The 15,936-nt window shown below is 70.2% G+C and carries 15 protein-coding genes; 9 read left to right on the forward strand and 6 right to left on the reverse strand.

Features of this window, described 5'->3' with window-relative positions; all coding sequences use genetic code 11:
• Window position 1 precedes the first annotated feature (1 nt).
• Window positions 2-997: a glutathione S-transferase family protein gene (locus tag ENSA5_RS23070; RefSeq protein WP_106393852.1), complete on the forward strand. Its 996-nt coding sequence runs from the start codon at window positions 2-4 to the stop codon at window positions 995-997.
• Window positions 998-1,080: 83 nt separating this feature from the next.
• Here ENSA5_RS23070 and ENSA5_RS23075 read toward each other — a convergent pair whose 3' ends face one another.
• The 5 genes from ENSA5_RS23075 to ENSA5_RS23095 all read right to left on the reverse strand — a co-directional run bounded on the left by ENSA5_RS23075 (window position 1,081) and on the right by ENSA5_RS23095 (window position 7,652).
• Window positions 1,081-3,399 (reverse strand): PAS domain S-box protein, encoded by a 2,319-nt coding sequence (locus ENSA5_RS23075; RefSeq protein WP_106393853.1) that lies wholly within the window; start codon window positions 3,397-3,399, stop codon window positions 1,081-1,083.
• A gap of 115 nt (window positions 3,400-3,514) precedes the next feature.
• Window positions 3,515-4,237, reverse strand: a complete 723-nt coding sequence (locus ENSA5_RS38100; protein ID WP_181198053.1) for a hypothetical protein — start codon at window positions 4,235-4,237, stop codon at window positions 3,515-3,517.
• A gap of 74 nt (window positions 4,238-4,311) precedes the next feature.
• Window positions 4,312-5,355: a DUF429 domain-containing protein gene (locus tag ENSA5_RS23085; RefSeq protein WP_106393854.1), complete on the reverse strand. Its 1,044-nt coding sequence runs from the start codon at window positions 5,353-5,355 to the stop codon at window positions 4,312-4,314.
• On the reverse strand, window positions 5,352-5,987 hold the full coding sequence (locus tag ENSA5_RS23090) for a UPF0158 family protein (protein ID WP_106393855.1): 636 nt from the start codon (window positions 5,985-5,987) through the stop codon (window positions 5,352-5,354). Before ENSA5_RS23090 ends, ENSA5_RS23085 begins: the two co-directional genes overlap by 4 nt.
• Window positions 5,988-6,278: 291 nt before the next feature.
• Window positions 6,279-7,652 carry a hypothetical protein gene (locus ENSA5_RS23095; RefSeq protein WP_146156020.1) on the reverse strand — a complete coding sequence of 458 codons (1,374 nt, stop codon included), beginning with the start codon at window positions 7,650-7,652 and terminating at the stop codon, window positions 6,279-6,281.
• 116 nt (window positions 7,653-7,768) lie between these two features.
• Between ENSA5_RS23095 and prfA the strand changes: the two genes are divergently transcribed.
• The 8 genes from prfA (at window position 7,769) to ENSA5_RS23135 (ending at window position 15,584) form a co-directional block, all read left to right on the forward strand.
• Entirely contained in the window at window positions 7,769-8,842 is a 1,074-nt protein-coding gene (prfA, locus tag ENSA5_RS23100) for a peptide chain release factor 1 (protein ID WP_106393857.1), read from the forward strand.
• Window positions 8,843-8,852: 10 nt separating this feature from the next.
• The gene (locus ENSA5_RS23105) at window positions 8,853-9,167 is read left to right on the forward strand and encodes a cell division protein ZapA (RefSeq protein WP_106393858.1); all 315 of its coding nucleotides are present in this window, start codon (window positions 8,853-8,855) and stop codon (window positions 9,165-9,167) included.
• A gap of 43 nt (window positions 9,168-9,210) precedes the next feature.
• Window positions 9,211-10,512: a tyrosine--tRNA ligase gene (gene tyrS, locus ENSA5_RS23110; protein ID WP_106393859.1), complete on the forward strand. Its 1,302-nt coding sequence runs from the start codon at window positions 9,211-9,213 to the stop codon at window positions 10,510-10,512.
• A gap of 205 nt (window positions 10,513-10,717) precedes the next feature.
• Complete coding sequence (locus ENSA5_RS23115) at window positions 10,718-11,734, forward strand: hypothetical protein (protein ID WP_106393860.1); 1,017 nt, start codon at window positions 10,718-10,720, stop codon at window positions 11,732-11,734.
• A 127-nt stretch (window positions 11,735-11,861) separates the two neighbouring features.
• On the forward strand, window positions 11,862-12,959 hold the full coding sequence (locus ENSA5_RS23120; protein WP_106393861.1) for a type III polyketide synthase: 1,098 nt from the start codon (window positions 11,862-11,864) through the stop codon (window positions 12,957-12,959).
• A gap of 12 nt (window positions 12,960-12,971) precedes the next feature.
• Complete coding sequence (locus ENSA5_RS23125) at window positions 12,972-14,111, forward strand: FAD-dependent oxidoreductase (protein WP_106393862.1); 1,140 nt, start codon at window positions 12,972-12,974, stop codon at window positions 14,109-14,111.
• Window positions 14,112-14,157: 46 nt separating this feature from the next.
• On the forward strand, window positions 14,158-14,808 hold the full coding sequence (locus ENSA5_RS23130; protein WP_106393863.1) for a signal peptidase II: 651 nt from the start codon (window positions 14,158-14,160) through the stop codon (window positions 14,806-14,808).
• 47 nt (window positions 14,809-14,855) lie between these two features.
• Window positions 14,856-15,584, forward strand: coding sequence for a signal peptidase II (locus ENSA5_RS23135; RefSeq protein ID WP_106393864.1), 729 nt, complete (start codon window positions 14,856-14,858; stop codon window positions 15,582-15,584).
• Between the two features lie 3 nt (window positions 15,585-15,587).
• On the opposite strand, the gene ENSA5_RS23140 is transcribed toward ENSA5_RS23135, so the two are convergent.
• Complete coding sequence (locus ENSA5_RS23140; protein ID WP_106393865.1) at window positions 15,588-15,899, reverse strand: polyhydroxyalkanoic acid system family protein; 312 nt, start codon at window positions 15,897-15,899, stop codon at window positions 15,588-15,590.
• Between the last annotated feature and the right edge of the window lie 37 nt (window positions 15,900-15,936).

The raw sequence follows: 15,936 nt of genomic DNA on the forward strand, positions 1-15,936 counted from the left end.
CATGGGACAGCTCGTCGATGGAAAGTGGACCACCCAATGGTACGAACCGGACCCGGATGGCCGCTTTGTCCGGTCTGAGGCAGGTTTTCGCAGCTGGGTGCGCGCCGCGGGCGAGGGATCATTCAGCCCAGCTGATGGCCGCTATCACCTCTATGTCGCGTGGGCCTGCCCCTGGGCCCACCGCACGATGATCATGCGCGCGCTCAAGGGCCTCGAGCACGCGATCGACGTGTCGGTCGTCGCGCCCTTCATGGGCGATCAGGGCTGGCGCTTCAACGCCGAGGTCGAGGGCGCGACCGTCGACAAGGCCCTCGGCGGCGAGTATCTGCGCGACGTCTACCTCGCCGCCGACCCCCGCTGCAGCGGCCGGGTCACCGTCCCGGTCCTGTGGGACACGCAGCAGCGCACGATCGTCAACAATGAGTCACGCGAGATCGTGCGCATGTTCGACCACGAGTTTGGCGGCGTCGCCAGGCGCGACGTCGACCTCGCCCCGCCCGCGCTGCGCGACGAGGTCGAGCGGCTCATCGACTTCATCTACGAGCCGATCAACAACGGCGTGTACAGGGCCGGGTTTGCGACCAAGCAGGGCGCCTACGACGAGGCCGTGACCGCGCTGTTCGAGGCCCTCGACCACGTCGAGGGCCTGCTCGGGCAGCAGCGCTGGCTGGCCGGCGAGCGCATGACCGAGGTCGACATCTTCTTGTTCACCACCTTGATCCGGTTTGACCTCGTCTATCACACCCACTTCAAGTGCAACCGCAAGCGGATCGTGGACTACCCCAACCTGTGGGGCTTCGTGCGCGAGATCTATCAGCTGCCCGGCATCGCCAAGACCTGCAACTTCGACCACATTCGCAAGCACTACTATCAGAGCCACGAGACCATCAATCCCCATCGCATTGTTGCGATCGGCCCGCAGCTCGATCTCGACGCCGCCCACGGGCGCGAGCGGCTCGGCGGCGTCGCGGCGCGGGCGATGATCTTCGGCGAGTAGCCCCAGGCATCTCGAGTTCGTTGGTCTGGCTGGGTCGTGGGCGTCGGGTCATCCCCGGGCCGCTCAGCCCCGCTCAGCCCCGCTCAGCCCTCCGACGGCCGCGCCGCCCGAACCAAAGACCGCAGCGCCTTGATCGAGAACGGCTTCTCCAGCCGCCGCGCCGCCGCCCCGCTCGGCAGGCGCAGGTCCTTGGCCGAGAGCTCCCCACCGGTCATGAACACGAATTTCTCGAGCGCGTCGGGCCGGGCCTGCTCGAGCTCCCGGTAGACGTCGACACCCGAGAGCTCGGGCAAGATCATGTCGCACAAGATCAGATCCCAGTCCTGCGCGATGATCTGCTCGAGCGCGTCGCGGCCGTTGGCCACCGCCGTGACCTCGTGCTTGGCCAGCGCGTCGCAGACCATCTCGCGGATCAGCGGCTCGTCGTCGACCACGAGCACGCGGACCGCCGGGACCACGCGGACGCCCTCGGACTCGACCAGGATCTTCGGACTGGGCACGTCCTCGGTCGCCGGCGGCAGCCGCACGCGGAAGGTCGTGCCGCGGCCGACCTCGCTCTCGACCACGATCTCCCCGGCCATCGAGGCCACGATGTCGCGTGAAATAGCGAGGCCGATCCCCGTGCCCTCGCCGATCGGCTTGGTGGTGAAGAAGGGCTCGAAGATGCGCGCGCGGACGTCCTCGGTGATGCCACAGCCCGTGTCGGAGATCGCGATCTCCAGGCGGCCGTCGTCGAGATCGCGGGTCTCGACCTTGACGCGGTTTTCCCGGGGCGCGCCGGGCTCGATCGCCTGGCCAGCGTTGACCAGCAGGTTGAGGAACACCTGCCCGAGCCGGGCCTCGCCGCCGCGAGCGTAGCCGGCGCTGAGGTAGTTGCGAGCCAGGCGCGCGCGGTGGCGGATCTGCATGTCGGCGATCTCGATGGTCGAGTCGAGCAGCGCGTGGATGTCGACGACCTGGCCCTCGGCGTCGTCCGTGCGGCCGAAGCGGCCGAGGTCGCGGACGATCCTGCGCACGCGCTCGGTGCCCTCTTGCGCGCGGCCAAGCAGCTCGCGGACCCGCGCGCGCGAGGCCCCGACGGCGACCGGGTCGTGACCCGGGAGCTCGCGCATCCTCACCTGGTTGTCGAACTCGTCGGCGAGGAGCCCGAGGTTGCCGATGACCCACGACAGCGGGTTGTTGATCTCGTGGGCCACGCCGACGGCGAGGGTCCCGACCGTGGCCAGGCGATCGGCGAGGAACATCTGGCTTTGGATCCGCCGCTGCTCGCTGATGTCGCGGACGATGGTGATGATGGCCGCGGCGCCGTCGAAGCGGGCGGGGATCGAGACGATCTCGCCGACGTAGATCTCACCGTTGGCGCGCTGAAACTGGAGGTCGCGCGGGCCGGCTGGCTCGCCGCTGCAGATCATCTTCTGGATGCGGGCGCGGACCGAGTCGACCTCGCTCGATACGAGCTGCTCGTAGATCGACTCGCCGATGATCTCGGCGTCGTCGGTGAACCCGAGCTGACGCATCGCGGCCGGATTCACGAACAGGTAGCGGCCCTCGCTGTGAACGATGATCCCGTCGGGCGTCGCCTGGAGGACCGAGCGCAGGCTCGACTCGGACGCGCGCAGGGCAGCCTCGGTCGCGCGCCGCTCGGTGATGTCGACGAAGGTCCCGATCGCGTAGCCCCCGCCCTCGGATGGGATCCAGCGAGCCTGGGCCGCGACCCAGCGGGGTTGACCCACGCGCGTGCGCAGCTCCAGCTCCTGGTCGCGCATGCGCCCGCGAGCCTGGAGATCCGCGAAGATCTGCGCGAGGTCCTCGTTGGCGAACACCTCGGTCAAGGTCTTGCCGACGACCGCGCCCCGAGGCTGGTGGAGGGCCCGCTCGACCTCGCGATTGCACTGCAAGAACACGCCCGCGGCCGAGACGATCGCAACCGGCATCGGCAGGCTGTCGAACATCGCGCGGAGCTGAAGGCCGCTGACCTGGGGGACCACGCCATCGAGCTCGTCCCCGCTCGCCCCCGGGGCCGGACTCGGCGTGCCCGCGCCGAGGCTCCCGGTGCCCCTCGCAATCCGCAGGCGCTGCGCGACCTGGGCCGGGGTGACCGGCGTCGTCAGGCAGTCGTTGGCCCCGGCGGCGAGGGCCTCGTCGAGCTGCTCGGGCTCGACCAGGGCGAGGACGAAGCGGGCCCGCCGGGTTCGGCGATACAGCGCGCAGGCAGTGAGCGCGGGTTGCCCGGCGACAATCGCAACTTCGGCGCTCGCCAAGCTCGGGTTCGACTCCGGGACCCGCCCGTAGTCCTGGACCTCGTGCCCCAGCCGACGCAGCGCTGCCGCGAGCGCGATCCGGCGCTCGTCGTCGGAGTCGACGATTACGACCTGCGTCGAGGCGCGCATCTCGAGAACCACCTGGTCGACGATACCACCGCGGCCCCGCGCCCGGGTCGAGAGTCGGCGGAGCGCCCCCCTCGACCCGCCCAGGCGCCGCCCCCCTGTCCGCGAGGAGCCGCGGCGGTCGCTCGGGTCAGGGGTAGGTGCAGATGCCCAACCCCGGTTGGTCGGGCACCTCTTTGCAACTCGCCCCGACTGAGCAGGTGTCGTTCACGGGGTCGCAGACCAGCGCGCAGTGGTCGGGATCGACCATCCCGTCGAGGACGAGCGCGCAGGCCGGGCTCGTGCCGACCGGGCCCGCGGGGCAGTCGACATCGTCGACGCAAGGTGCCGAGCACGCGCTGCCCTCGAGATCCGTGACCGTGATCGGGATGCTCGGCATCACGCAGGTCAGCGGATCTGGATCCCAGGGATCGTCGTCGCCGTCTCCGGTCGTGTCGCCGTCGCCGTCGCCGTCGCCGTCTCCTCCGCCGAGCACGCACTCGCCGTTGTCGCAGACGAGCCCGGCGACGCACTGGCCGTTGTCACACGGACACCCAAATTCTCCGGGCGGGCAGCTCGTGTCGCCGTCGCCGTCGCCGTCGCCCGTGGTCTCGCCCGTGGTCGTGTCGCCGTCGCCATCCCCCGGCTCGCCGTCACCGTCACCGTCACCCGGGTCGCCGTCGCCGTCGCCGTCGCCCGTGGTCTCGCCGGTGTCCTCCTCCTCACCACTATTCGTGCTGTTGGTGGTGTTGAAGGTTGTCTGGGTCGTGAACGAGCCGAAGCTCAATCCGTCGTCGTCGCCGGCCGATGAGCAGCCAAACATGGGCAGGAACAACAATGATGCAGCGCTGAGATGGATGACGCGTTTAAACATGGTCCAGTCGACTCCAATGTGGAGCTGACACGATACCCCATTCTTTGTGCGGGCGGATCGAGTTCCCCCCGGAGTCAATCGCTGGAGGACGTGCCCGGGACGCGGCTCGGAGGCGCCCAGATCCAGCCGTCCTCGAGCCACAGGTCGCCGAGCTCGTCGACCGCCCGAGCGAGGTGGCCGGCTTGGTCCTCGGCCTTGGCGAGCAGGTCCTGCGGTCCGCACCAGCTCTCCTGGGCCCAAAAATAGGCCGTGAAGGCCGAGACGACCGCGTGAAACACATGGACGTTGCGAACCACGAGGTCGGGCCAGACACGGTCGAACTCGAGGCCCTCGACGAGCTGCCCGAGGCGCTCGAGCAGATCCTTGCGCCTCTCCCAGGTCTGCATGGCCGAGCCGTGCCGGGTCCGACGCTCCAGGCGAGCGCCGAACAGACGGATCAGCGTGGCCCGGGGGTGGACCTCGATCAGGTTCTCGTTGAGCCGAAGCCGCGGCGCGAGGGCCCGGCGCAGGTAGGCCGCGCGCGCGGCGAGCGGACCCATGCCCTGGCCCAGGGCCTCGCGCGGCTGCAGCGTGGCGCGCTCGAGCAGGAGCTCGGTCGCGCGCTGGGTGTAGGGCGTGACCCAGGGTTTGCCCGGATCGCTTCGGCCCTTGCGAATGACCAGGTGCTCACCGTGGCGTCGCATCCACGCGACGACCGGGACGGTGCAGGCTTCGACCCCTGGGCACTGAAGCTGACAGCGCACACAAGGCGGCAAGGTCAGCGGGGTGTCGAAGGCTGTGACGGTGTGTTCGTCGACCCAGCGATCGATCCAGCGCAGCAGCACGGCGTCGCGGAAGGGCGCCTCGCCGTCGCCGTCGCCGTCGTCGATCTCGCCGCCGCCGCGCTGCCCCCAGCGAGTCCGAGCCTCGGCCAGGGTCAGCTGACTCCTCGCGCCGCCGGACTCGGCCCCGGACTCGTCCGAGGCCGGGCCGAGCTCGAGGCGGGCGACGGCGGTGGTCTTGCCCCGGCCACCGCCGAGGCTGACACCGACGAAGCGGCGCAGATCTGCGCGCGCGCCAGACACGCCCGACGGCGCGCCCGAGACGCCCGACTTGGGGCCAGCGGGACGCTCGCTCACTCGTGAACCGAAGGCATGCGCTCGGCCAAGAAGCGCAGGTAAGCGATCGCCGCGGGCAGCTCCAGCGCCGGGAGCTGCTCGACGAGATCCTTGGCCTTGCTGCGCAAGGTCTCGGTCGGGCCCTCACCGCGGCGTCCGACCGGCTTCTCGAGCGGGATGTCGGGCTCGGGCGGCTGGTCGGGGCTGCCCCAGGGAGGGTTCTCGCCGAGGGTGATCTCTTTGGTCCGCAGCCAGTTGTTGATGTAGATGTGGAGCAGGGTCGCGCGGTAGCTGAACCAGCGGTCACGCTCGACCGGATAGGACAACAACACGTCCTTGAACCGCCGGAACGCGCCCTTGCCGTCGATCGCGAGGACCAGGCGATCGCGCAGGGCCGTGTCTTCGACGGAGGCGACGAAGCGCTCCATCCAGCGATACTGCTCGCGCGACGAGGCCGGATCGAGGTGGACGAAGCGCCCCGGGTGCCGCCGGATCGACAGACGCTTGTCGTCGTCTTCGGGCCGGCTGTCGACGATCGTCACGACCTGGCCGCTGTCGAGATCGAGATAGCTGTGGGTTTCGGGCGCGTTGTGCTCGAAGGCGGTCTCGAGCGCAGACCAATCAGGTTTGGATGCAGAGGGATCGACTCGCATGTCTAACGTTCTTCTTCCTCGAATTTCGAAAGTCCGAGCAGGACCCGCCCCGCGTGCGAGGCTCGACGAATCCCATTGGTCAGACAGGACTCGTCAGTCAGCCGCGAACGGCTGACAACGAATGTTCAGCTGCGGGGGCAGCTGAGTGGAGCGTGCTCGGTGTTTGAGTTTGCCGCTGGTCAGGCGACGGGTCGGTGCTGCGCGGATCTGGCCCGCGCTGGGTCAGCATAGACCCTGACTCCAAGGGCGGGCAAGCGCACGCGCGCTAAATCCGCCGCGGCCGCCGGACACTCACAGCAGACGACGCAAGCTCGACAGCTCGCGGTGGAGCTCGAGCGCCGACAGCCGCCCGCCTCGCTCCAGCTTGCGCAGCAGGTGCTCGAGCTTGGCCCGGGCCTTCATCCACTCTCGGGCCTGCGCAGGTGTAGCGTCATCGTCCGCGAGCAGCCGCGTCAGCTCGCTGAGCGCCGCCTCGTCCAAGTCGCCCCGCAGCTCGCCCTCGAGCTCGTCCACGTCCTCGGCCTCGTCGAAGTCGGCCTCGGCGAGCTCGGCCTCGGCCTGCGCGAGCCGGGCCCGCAAGCTGGCGACCTCGGCCTCGAGGGTCTCGACCGGGCGGACCCGGAGGTTCTCGAGCTCCCCGCGGACGCGGTCGAGCTCCCAGCGCAGGGCCTGCTCACGGGCGAGGGCCTCGTCGAGGCGCGGGCCCTCGGACGCAGCCGGGCCACCGGGTCCGCCGCCTTGCTCGCGCAGCGACTCCAGCTCGTCGTCGAGCTTGGCGATCCGATCTTCAGCTTGCTCGAGCTGCTCGAGCAGCGCCTGGCGCTCGATCGCCTGCATGTCACCCCGGCGCTGGGCCTCGGCGAGCTGAGCCCGCGCGGCGGCGAGCTCTTCGCTCTCGGCTCGCGTCGCCCCGGGCCCGGCGGCCGTCCGCTCGCGGGCCCCCGCGCGCGCAGGCAACTCGACGAAGGTCACGCCCTCGCTCGGCAAGGTGGCGCCGACGACGGCGACGAAGGCCTCGAACGCGGGCGCCTCGCTGCCGAGGCTGTTGTCGACCTCGATCCCGACCTCGTCGGGGGCGTCTCCCTCGGCCCCGTCGCCCTCGAGCTCGAGGACCGGGCCAAAGTCGTAAAACGCGACCATACCCGGCCGCGTGAGCCCGTAGATGCGCCCGTCGCTGAACACCTCGTCGACGATCTCGGCGAGCTCCTCGTAGCAGGCGTCCTCGTCGTCGCCGCAGGCCAGGGTCAGGATCACGCTGCGGGACGCGTCGTCCTCGGCCCGCTCGCCAAGGATCTCGATGAAGGCCGCGAGCTCGTCGCGCGACGGCTTCGCCAGCGAGGACAGGTTGACCAGCGCGACCTGCCAGCCTTCGTCGCTGGCGAGCTCGGCGGCGTCGTCGAGGTCGACGAAGACCGTGCCGCTGCGGTCGCGGGCGAAGCTCGCCGCGCGCCGGGCGTTGTGAAGCGCGACCCAGGCCCGGGCGTCGCCGCCCTCGGCCGGGATCAGATCGCTGAGCAGTCCGGCGAGCGGACCCTCGATGCCTGCGTGCAACACGGCCTCGATCTCGGGATCGCAGACGATCCGATCTCGCCCGCGCCACAGTTGCTCGAGGAACTGGTAGCGCGCGGCCCAACGACGCTCGTCGCCCATGGCGCTGGGAGTCATACCTGGCCCCTTCTCGCGAGGCAATCGCGGCCGCGAGCGTGACCGCCCGCACCCGTTGCTGGGCCCCGAGCGCGATGCTAAGCCTGCCGACTCGCGGGCCGGGAGCTCGCGCCCCCATGCAACCCAAGCTTCGTGCCAAGATCGAGAGCATCGCCGAGCGCCATGAAGAGCTCGGCGAGATGATCTGCGATCCCGAGGTCATGGCCGACAAGTCGCGCTACCTCGGGCTGTCGCGCGAGCACGCGGACCTCAGCCCGGTCGCGCTCGCGTTCGGGCGCCTGCTCGACATCGAGCGTCAGCTCGACGAGGCCCGCGAGCTCCTCGCAGATCCAGACATGCGCGAGCTCGCCCAGGCCGACGCCCGCGAGCTCGAGACCCGCGTCGACGAGCTCACGACCGAGCTGACCCGGCTGCTGACGCCCCGAGATCCCAACGACGGCAAGAACGTGATCCTCGAGATCCGCGCGGGCGCCGGCGGCGACGAGGCCGGGCTCTTCGTCGCCGATCTCTGGCGCATGTACAGCCGCTTCGCCGAACGCCACGGCCTGAGCATCGACCAGGCCGAGTACTCCGAGAACTCCGCGGGCGGCTTCAAAGAGGTCAGCGGGCGGGTCAGCGGGCGCGAGGTCTACGCTAAACTCAAGTACGAGCGCGGGGTTCACCGGGTCCAGCGGGTCCCGGCGACCGAGTCCCAGGGCCGCATCCACACCTCGACCGCGACCGTCGCCGTGATGCCCGAGGCCGAGGACATCGACGTCGAGATCGATCCCAGCGACCTCGAGTTCACCGCGATGCGCTCGAGCGGCTCGGGCGGCCAGCACGTCAACACGACCGACTCGGCCGTGCGCCTGATCCACAAGCCGAGCGGCATCGCGGTCCGCTGCGACCAGGAGAAGTCTCAGCTCAAGAACCGCGAGCTCGCGCTCAAGCGCCTCCGGTCCAAGCTGCTCGAGATCGAGATCGAGAAGGCCGAGTCCGAGCGCGCCGCCAACCGCCGCGAGCAGATCGGTACCGGCGAGCGGTCCGAGAAGATCCGCACGTACAACTACCCCCAGGACCGCGTCACCGATCACCGCGTCGGCCTGACCCGTCACAACCTGCCGGGGTTCATGGACGGCGACATCGACGACGTGCTCTCGAGCCTCCGCCAGGACGAAGAGGCCGCGCGCATGGCCGAAATTTCAGGTTAGGCTCCCCGCCATGAAGCAGTCGGTGAACGTCGAGATCGCGGGCCAGACCCTGTCGATCCGCAGCGACGAGGGCCCCGACTACGTCCAGGAGCTCGCCGACTACGTCGACGCCCACCTCCGCGAGCTCGGCGGGACCCGGCGCAGCTTCTCGCTCCAGCGCGTGGCCCTGCTCGTCGCCATCCAGATCGCCGACGAGCTGTTCCGCGAAAAAGACCTGCGTCGGCGCGACCGCGCGCGCATCGAGGCCCGGCTCCAGGCGCTCGAAGTTGCGATCGCCGCCCACGAGGCCGACCTCGCCGCCCTCGAGCACGCGCCGCCGGCCTGAGCCCCGCGCGACATCCCGCCCAAACCAGTTATTCTGGCCGCCCATGCCCGTCCCTAGCGAGGCAATCAAGGTCGAGTCCTCCGCGCTGGCGGTCCTCGTCGAGCGCGGCTTCGTCGAGGCCGCGTCCGACATCGGGGCCATCGACGCCGCCATGCAAGCCGGCATGGTGACCTTTTACAACGGCTACGATCCAACGGCGCCGTCGCTCCACGTCGGCAGCTTGCTGACGATCATGGCCGCGCGCCACCTCCAGCAGCACGGCCACCGGCCGCTGATGCTGCTCGGCGGCGCCACGGCCGGCGTCGGCGATCCCTCGGGCCGCAGCGAGACCCGCAAGATGCTCGACGAGGAGCAGATCGCCGCCAACCTCGCCGCGCTCAAGCGCCAGTTCTCGCGCTTCTTGCACTTCGACAGCGGCGCGGCCAACGACGCCCAGGTCATCGACAACAACACCTGGCTCGCGCCGCTGCGCTACATCGAGTTCCTCCGCGACATCGGCCGCCACTTCACCGTCAACCGGATGATCGCGGCCAAGACCTACCGCGAGCGGCTCGAGTCCGAGCAGCCCCTGTCCTTCCTCGAGTTCAACTACCAGCTGCTCCAGGCCTACGACTTCCTTCACCTCCACCGCGAGTACGACTGCACCCTCCAGGTCGGCGGCTCCGATCAGTGGGGCAACATGATCTCCGGTGTCGAGCTGATCCGCCGCGTCGGCGCCGACCAGAGCCACAGCTGCGACGAGCGGCCCGACACCGCCCACTGCCTGACCTACCCGCTGCTGACCACCGCCGACGGCAGCAAGATGGGCAAGACCGCCAAGGGCGCGGTCTGGCTCGACCCCGATCGCTTCTCGCCCTTCGACTACTACCAGTACTGGGTCAACTGCCACGATCGCGACGTCGAACGACTCCTGCGTCTGTTCACCGAGCTCCCGCTCGAGCAGGTCGCCGAGCTCGCCAGCCACGAGGGCGCCGCGCTCAAGCACGCCAAGGCCGCGCTCGCGTTCGAGGCGACCAAGCTGCTCCACGGCGAGGACGAGGCCGAGCGCGCGCGTCGGGCCACCCAGCAGGCCTTCGGCAGCGGCGAAGACTGGAGCGCCCTGCCCTGCATCGAGATCGACGCGCCCGAGGTCAAGCTGCTCGACCTCGTCGTCCACGAGTCGATCGGCGGGTTCAAGTCCAAGCGCAACGCTCGCGAGCGGATCAAGTCGGGGGCCGTCCGGATCGACGGCGAGCCCGTGACCGACGCGAGCGAAGTCCTGACGGCCGAAGCCTGCGGTGACGACGGGCTGCGCCTGCAGATCGGTCGCAAGAAACGCTTTCGCGTGAAGCTCTCGGGCGCCTGAGTTGGAGCAAGACGGCGTCCGCGTCCTGGGCGCCGCCACCGTCGGGGCGACGCTTGGAACATCCGGGCGTGCGCCACGTAGGTCTGCTCGAGCGACTGGTCGAAGGACCAGCGGTGCACCCAAGGGTCCCCAAAAGGCCCTGCGGGCCCGATTGAAACGCAGGCCTTGCGCCCTGCGAATGCCGACTTAGAAAGCCTCCCTGACCATGGATCCTTCGATTACGTCCACCGTCGTACGCGCGCTTCCGACCCAAGATGGGGTCGATCTCGGGCCTGGCGTCGACCTCGCAGAGCTCAAAGACGAGCTCGAGCAGGTCGCCATCGAGGCCCTCGACGCGCGGATGCGGGGCGTGTCCCTCGACGCCGCCGTCCATGACGAGCGCTTCCCTCAACTGGTCGAATTTCACGAGGGCCTGCGCGACGCCTTGCTCGTCGAGATCCCGCGAGAGCTCCAGCCCTGGGTCGCCGCGATCGGCGGCGAGGCCATCGAGGGTCGGCTCCCGCAGGCGGCCAAGCCCAAGAGCGCGCGCAAGACCGCCGAGCTGCGCGCCGCGTCCGAGGCCGTCGCCGGGCGCCTGTCCAACCTCCACACCGATCTGTTCGCACGGGCGTTCGGGGCCGATCCTGCCAGCGCAGGAGACGGCCCCGAGCAATTGCAGGCCGCGCTGTCGGAGCTGCTGCTGTTCGAGGCCGTGCGCCTCCACCTGCTGGTCGCGGCCTGGAGCTCGACGGACTTCGAGTCCCTCGGCGGCGACGAGCGAGCCGTCGACGAGATCGCCTGGATCGAGGTCGAGGCCATGCTGCTCGAGCCCGCGCTGGTCGACGAAGACATCCGCGCGCTGCCGGTCATGGTCGCCGCGGGCAGCGTGGCGCTGGCCCGCGACGCCGCCGACCGAGCCGAGGCCCTGCGCATGGTCGCCGAGGACAAGCGCGAGACCCTGCGCATGCGCGCCCGCCTCCGCGCGGCCCTGCGCGAACTACGGTTGCCCGAGTCGGTCCTGCTCGAGAACGCCCTCGCCGGGTTGCTCGGTGAGGATCGGGTCGAGCTCATGGATCTGCAGGCCGGGCGCCCGGTCGCGCTCGACGGCCTCTCCCGACAGGCGATGGACCAGCGCGTGTCCCGGGGTCGCCGGGCGCTGACCCAGGGGCCCGACAACTGGCCGAGCCGTCGGCGACCTGCGCTCTTCGATCTGCTTCGGCACCAGCGCGACGAGCCGGCCTGAGCGCTCGCGCTGTCGGCAACCAAACGTCGAGAAGCTCACCGGGCGACTGGGCGGCGACTGGGCGGCGACTGGGCCACCGGGCGGCGACCGGGCGACCAGGCATGGGAGGTGCATCCTCGCTGCCTCGATGAACCACCTTTGGACCCCGTCGACGGCCCACGCTGCCCCGGCTGTGGTCGGGACCTCGACGACGCTGCCCCGCCACCACTATCGCCAGCAAGATCTGCTCGACCTGGCCGCGGAGATCTTCGCGGAGGCGAGCGTTTCAACGCAAGACTTGGCGCGCTTCTTCACCCGGACCGGGGTCCATGAGCGCTTCTTGGCTCTGCCCGCCGACGGCTACCGCGAGCTCGACGGCTTCGCGGCCCGAAGCCGGGCCTGGATCGAGGTCGCGACGGAGCTCGGCGAGCGGGCCCTACGCGAGCTCCTCGACGAGGCCGAGGTCCCGCCCGCCGAGATCGCGGAGCTGATGACCACGACGGTGACCGGCATCGCGGTGCCCACGCTCGACGCCCGGCTGATGAACCGCCTGCCCTTCTCGCCCGCGCTCAAGCGCGTCCCCGCGTTTGGGCTCGGCTGTGTCGGGGGCGCGGCCGGGATCGCCCGCGTCGCCGATTACCTCCGCGGCCACCCCGACGAGCTAGCGATCTTGCTGGCGGTCGAGCTGTGCTCGCTGACCGTGCAAAGAAGCGACGCCTCGATCGCCAACATCATCTGCGCCGGGCTGTTCGGCGACGGGGCCGCTGGCGTGCTGATCGCCGGGGCCGAGCACCCACGCGCGCGCGGGCTCGGCCCGCGGATCCTCGACAGCCGCTCGATCTTCTTCCCACAGACCGAGCGCGTCATGGGCTGGGACATGGTCGACACCGGGTTCAAGATCGTGCTCAGCGCCGACGTCCCGACCCTGGCCCGGACCGAGCTGCCCGGAGCCGTCGACGCCTTCCTCGGCGACTGGGGCCTCGCGCGCGGGGACATCGCGACCTGGGTCACCCACCCGGGCGGGCCCAAGGTCATGGACGCGATCGAGCAGGGGCTCGGGCTCGCGAGCGACGCGCTGCGTGCTGCACGCGACGGACTCGCCGCGCTCGGAAACCTCTCGTCGGCGTCGGTCCTGTTCTTGCTCGACGCGATCCGCCGCGACGCCCGACCGCAGCCCGGAGCCTTCGGCCTGTTGATGGCGATGGGGCCGGCCTTCTGCGCCGAGTTGGTGCTGCTGCAGTGGTGAGCGAGGCGGTCCATGCTCGAGGCCTTGATCGTCGGAGCCGGGCCGGTCGGCCTGTTCCTCGCCTGTCGCCTCGCGAGCCTCGGTGTCGAGGTCGGGCTGCTCGAGGCGCGCCGCGACGGCTCGGGCGACTCGCGGGCGATCGGCGTCCACGCGCCCGCGCTCGAACGCCTGGCCCGGATGGGCTTGGCCGAGCGCTTCCTCGCCGACGGCGTCCGGATCGAGCGCGGTCACGCCTTCTCGTCGCGCGGATTTTTGGGCAGCGTCGACTTCACCCGGGCGCCGGGGCTGTTCGGCTGCGCGCTCTCGCTCCCGCAGAGCCGCACCGAGGCCCTGCTCGAGGACGCGCTGCTGGACCTGCAGCCCTCGGCCTTGCGCCGCGGGCAGCGGGTCGTCCACGTGCGCACCAGCGCTCGGGCGGCGTCGCTGACGAGCGTGGACGAGCACGGCGCCTGGTCGATCACCACAGCCCGCTTCGTGATCGGCTGCGACGGCAAGCGCAGCGTCGTTCGGCGCTCGATCCCGGCCCGGCTGCGCGGCGGCCCGCGGCCCGGTCGCTACGTGATGGGCGACTTTTGCGACGACACCAGCTTCGGGCCCGACGCGATCCTCTATCTGTGTGACGAGGGCCTCGTCGAGAGTTTCCCGCTCCCGGGCCGTCGGCGCCGCTGGGTCGTCGAGATCGACGAGGCCGTCCGGAGCCCGGGCCCCGAACAGGTGGTCGAGCCGGTCGCGCGGCGGACCGGGTGGCTGCTCGACGAGCGCGGCGCCACGATGGTCAGCGCCTTCGGTGTCGAGCAGCGCCTGACGACCCGCTTCCACCGCGGCCCGCTGGTCCTCGCAGGCGACGCGGCCCACGTCGTGTGTCCCTTCGGTGGCCAGGGCATGAACCTCGGCTGGCTCGACGCCTGGGATCTCGCGCGCACGCTGACGAAGGTCCTGCGCGAGGGCCACGACGCCGACGCGGCCCTGTCTGCCTACGCGCGCCGACGACAGCGGTCCGCGCGGGCGACAGCGAGGCGCGCGGCGATCAACACCCGCCTCGGCCGTCGCCCGAGCTGGCCCCGGGCCCGCAACGCAGCCCTCACCGCGGCCCTCACCATGGTCCCGCAGGCGCTCCTCGCCGCGGCCTTCAGCATGCGCGGCATCGGTTGAAGTCCTCGCTCGCGGGCCGGCCCTCGATGTGGTCTCGTCTCGGCCCATGAGCGCCTCGATCAGCCAGACGCGCCGCCTCGCCCTCGCCGGCCTCGTGGTCGCGCTCGGCCTCGGCCTCGATCAGTGGACCAAGCGCTGGGCGTTCACGACCCTGCGCCAGCAACCCGCGAAGGTCCTGGTCGAGGACTGGCTGGAGCTCGACTACGCCTTCAACCCGGGCTCGGCGTTCGGAATGTTCGGCGACGAGCCCGGTGCGCGCACGATCTTCATCGTGACCACGGTCTTCGCGCTGCTCTACATCGCGACGCTGCTGTGGCGCCCACCCGGCGAGGCGCGCACACGCCGGGTCGCCGCGACAGGGACGATCTCGCTCGCGCTGATGGCCGCGGGCGCCCTCGGCAACCTCATCGACCGGCTCTGGCGACTCGACGAGGTCCGTGTGCGCATCGCCGACGAGCTCCAGTTTTGGCTCCTGATCGAGCACCCCGTGAAACTGTCCGAGTCTCTCCTGCGCGGGCGCAACTACCTCGACCTGCCCCGCTACGGGGTCGTCGACTTCATCGTCGTCTACTACTGGCCCGAGCGGCGCTGGCCCTCGTTCAACGTCGCCGACACCTGCCTGGTCGTCGGCGTGGGTCTGTTCCTGATCTACCTGGCCCGCCTCGACGCCAAGCCAGGCCCCGACGCCGACGCGTGACGCCGCGCAAAACCCGCCCGCATAGTCTGCTAGGCTCCGCGCCACCAATGAGCGCGGACAATTCCAAGCCCTCGGAGCCCTCGCGCGCGAGCCGACTGATCGTCGTGGCGGTCGTGTTCGCCTTCGCGCTGGGCGTGGATCTGTGGTCCAAAGCCTGGGCGTGGGAGAACATCAAGGATGGCCCCCCCGTCGAGGTCATCGAGCACGTGTTCTACCTGAAGTTCGGGTTCAACACCGGCTCGGCCTTCAGCTTCTTGCGCGACGCGTCCTGGGCCCGCTTCTTCTTCATCACGGTCACCTTCTTGGCCCTGGGCTACATGGGCTGGCTGGCCTGGAAGATGCCGACCACGCGCCTGTACGGGTTCGTCGCGATCGGGCTGATCGCGGCCGGGGCCGCCGGCAACCTCCACGATCGCTTCGTCCGGACCATGCCCGTGTGGATGAACGGCGAGTTCGTCGAGCGCCACGGCGTCGTCGACTTCCTCCAGTTCTATTACAACTGGGGTCAGGGCAAGTACTGGCCGATCTTCAACGCCGCCGACTCGGCCCTCGTGTGCGGCGTCGCGCTGCTGTTGATCTTCTTGCACTACCACGGCGCCGAGGGTGAGCTCGGCGACGCCAAGGCCACGAAGTCCGACGCCGAGGAGACCGAGGCGGCCGAGGAGGCCGAGGCAGACGACGCCGAAGAAGCCGAGTCAGACGACGCCGACGCCGACGCCGACGCCGAGGAGACCGGCCCGGCCAGCGTCGAGCCCTCGCCGGCCCCGGCCGGCTGAGCGCTACAGCTCGCCCTTCTTGGCCTTGAGCAGCCAGGCCTTGGCCTCGCGCTCGATGATCTCGAGGGCCTTGCCCCGAAAGGGCCGGAACATGAAGGGCACGTCGAGCTCGAGCTCGAGCTTGCGGGCCCGGACCGTCATCGCGCCGGTCAGGCGCTTGCCCATGACCGAGAAGCCCAGCTCGACCCGATCGTTGCTGACCCATTTGGCCGAGTAGTCGTACTCGGTGAAGCGCTCGGCGTAGGACTCGGCGGCCTTCTCGGCGGCGAGCTTGGCGAGGTCGAAGTCGAGATCGTGCGGGATGTCGTGAGTCACGGGCCGACAGCCTACTCGCGGTGATCAGTGCTCGCAA

The sequence above is a fragment of the Enhygromyxa salina genome (genome assembly GCF_002994615.1).
In the GTDB taxonomy this organism is placed as follows: Bacteria; Myxococcota_A; Polyangia; order Nannocystales; family Nannocystaceae; genus Plesiocystis; species Plesiocystis salina_A.